This is a genomic window from Curvibacter gracilis ATCC BAA-807 (assembly GCF_000518645.1).
Taxonomy (GTDB): Bacteria; Pseudomonadota; Gammaproteobacteria; order Burkholderiales; family Burkholderiaceae_C; genus Curvibacter; species Curvibacter gracilis.
The window spans coordinates 1-3,180 of the sequence record NZ_JADZ01000066.1 but is presented as its reverse complement, the minus strand read 5'-3'; the positions used below and the strand labels follow the sequence as shown (position 1 = coordinate 3,180).

Genomic DNA, 3,180 nt, shown 5'->3' with positions numbered 1-3,180 from the left:
AGAGCGCGAGGCAATCAATGCGCGCCGGGGTGACGCCCACAAGCTCGGTCTGGCGCTGCATATCGGGTTTTTGCGCATGAGTGGCCGCCTGCTGTGGGGTCTCCTCGTTTTCAGTGCAATAAGTGACGGTACGCAAAGCTAGCACTGGCGCGGGGGTGGTCTGGGTAGACCGTTGATTTCATTGACTTTCCTGTTCGCTTTGTAAACGGGTATGGTGGCCTCCCACTTTTGAGGTTCACGATGCAGGGTTGGCACACAACGTTTTTGGGGATGCGTGGGCTCCCCCGCGATATCAGCGACTTCGAGATGAAGGCATTTTTCACCTTCGATGGTGCCGAGCGCGACGCAATCAATGCACGCCGAGGTGATTCCCACAAGCTTGGTCTGGCGCTCCATATTGGTTTCCTGCGCATGAGTGGGCGTTTGCTCGGTGCCTTTCGGGTAATTCCAGTACTCGTGCGGGCGCGTCAATGGCTGTACAAGAACAAGCTGGTGATCGTGCACGAGCGGGCAATTCGGACACTGATTGCGGCGGCACTTGCCCAGCTTGAAGTTGAAACAGGCACCGCCATCGCCGCCAGCGTTGATCCAGCAACACTTGATCGCTGGCGAGCCTCAGTTTCAGAGCTGCGCCCAGATGGACAAACCCAGCAGAGTTGGCTATGGGCTGCACCGGCGAAACACTCAACCCGCCAAATCAGCGAGGTACTGGAGCGCATCGACCTGCTTTACACGCTGGACGTTCATAAGCACCTGGCAGACATCCCCGATCTCATCTTGCGCCGCTACGCGCGCCGACTTGTCTCCAGGCCGCCCTCAGCCGGAGCCAAGATCAAAGAGCCAGCGCGCACCGTGGAGGTCGCATGCTTTCTTCGGTATTGCCTGTTCACCACCACAGACCAGTTGATCCTTATGGTGCAGCGCCGGATCGCCGATCTGTGGCGTCAGGCTGCCGCCGATGTCCCCGCTACCGTCAATTGGGCCGCAATGTACAAAACGCTGCTCGGCGAACTTGTTGCCTTGAGCGCGCAAGGTGCGGTGCCAGATGCTGAGTTGCGTGCCCGTCTTGAAGCCTTGATCACCGAAACCCAGAAACGCAAACCACCGAGCAGGGCCTCCCTGGTCCGCGAGGGATTGATTGATGGAATTCGCCCCGTGCGGTCGTTGCTCGTCGCCATTGCAAAGCTGCCCTGGCAGGCCACCGGCGAGCATCCTGCCATCGAGTACCTTGCCAAGCTGCAAGCTTTATATCTCAAAGGATCCAGAAAGCTGCCAGTTGAAGTGGTGGCACCAAGTCTGGGAATGATCTGGCAGGTTTCGATCTCCAGCCCAGACCGGGAACGGGCGTTTCAGGCGTTGGAGGTGGCCACCCTGTTTGCCCTGCGCCGCGCGGTGCGCAATGGCTCGGTCTGGATTGAGCACAGCCTGAGCTTTCGGGGTCGTGCGCGCTTGTTCTTCACGGACGAGCGTTGGCAGGCAGAGTCCAAGAAACACTATGCCCGTCTATCGTTACCCAGCAAGGCTGCCACTTTCTTGAAGCCTTTGCTGGCCAGAGTAACTGCCGGTGTCGATGCGGTGGCCGCTGCAGCCCGCAGTGGCGTACTGCGCGTGGATGATGAACTCCATTTGTCGCCATTGCCCGCAGAGGACGAAGACCCAGAAGTGACCAAGCTGCGCGCGGCTTTGGATCACCGCATCGGTGAGGTTCAATTGCCGGAAGTGATTCTGGCCGTTGACGCCCAGGTGCGCTTTAGCTGGATCATGCTCGGACGTGAGCCGCGCTCTACCGACGAGCTGCTGATGGTCTATGCCGGCATCATGGCCCACGGCACCAGTCTGACTGCGGTCGAATGCGCGCGCATGATTCCGCAATTGTCTGCCACCAGCATTCGCCAGGCCATGCGCTGGGCGCGGGACGAACGGCGTCTGAGCCAGGCCTGCCAGGCTGTGCTGGAATTCATGCAGCGACACCCGATTGCCGCCACCTGGGGGCGGTCCGATTTGGCATCTTCTGACATGATGACCATGGAGACCACCAAACGGGTGTGGCAAGCCCGGCTTGATCCTCGGCGCAACACACCTTCCATTGGAATCTACTCCCATGTAAAAGACCGGTGGGGCATCTTCCATGCGCAGCCCTTTGTGCTCAATGAGCGCCAGGCGGGCGTGGCCATTGAAGGTGTCATCCGCCAAGAAAAGCTGGAGACCAGCCAGCTTGCTGTGGATACCCATGGCTACACCGACTTTGCCATGTCACATGCCCGTTTGCTTGGTTTTGATCTTTGCCCGCGGTTGAAGGAACTCAAACAGCGCCACCTCTTTGTGCCACGCGGCACCAAAGTGCCCGCAGAAATCGCTGCGGTGTGCGAAGCCAATGTCGACGTCGCTTTGATCGAAAAGCATTGGGATAGTCTGGTGCACCTGGCAGCCTCGGTCATGAGCGGACATGCCAGTGCGGTGGCAGCTCTTGCGCGGTTCGGTTCTGCCGCCCAGGGCGATCCAATCTATGAGGCTGGCGTGCAATTGGGGCGGTTGCTGCGTACGGCGTTTTTGGCTGACTACTTTGTCAAGGACGCTTTCAGGAACGAGTTGCGCCGGGTGCTCAATCGGGGCGAGGCTGTTAACGCCCTCAAGCGCGCCATTTATACCGGCCGGATCAGCCCGGCGCAGGCCAAACGTGTCGATGAAATGCAGGCTGTGGCCGATGCGTTGAGCCTGATGGCCAACATCGTGATGGCGTGGAATACCTCACAGATGCAGGCGGTCCTGGATCGCTGGTCGAACCGCCGCCAGGTCATTCCACCGGAACTGATCGGGAAGATTGCGCCCACCAGGCTGGAGAGCATCAACTTGCGGGGTGTGTTTCGCTTCCCGGTTGACCGCTATGCTGACCAAATCCTGCCTTCGCGGCCAAATGCATCGATAACTGGCACCAATGGATGAAACCGACCACGGTTTGACGCCACGAATCGCAGATTTGAAAGTGAACAGGAAAGTCAATGAAATCAACGATCTACCAACACCACCTCCGCGCCAGTGCTAGCTTTTCGTACCGTCACTTATTGCACTGAAAACGAGGAGACCCCCATTTACACCGGCCGGATCAGCCCGGCACAGGCCAAACGTGTGGACGAAATGCAGGCTGTGGCCGACGCGTTGAGTCTGCTGGCCAACATCGTC

1 protein-coding gene is annotated in these 3,180 nt (G+C 59.0%); it reads left to right on the top strand.

What is annotated here, in order from left to right:
• The first annotated feature begins 240 nt into the window (after nt 1-240).
• Nucleotides 241-2,943 carry a Tn3 family transposase gene (locus L880_RS0125460; protein ID WP_008344252.1) on the top strand — a complete coding sequence of 901 codons (2,703 nt, stop codon included), beginning with the start codon at nt 241-243 and terminating at the stop codon, nt 2,941-2,943.
• The last annotated feature ends 237 nt before the right edge of the window (nt 2,944-3,180 follow it).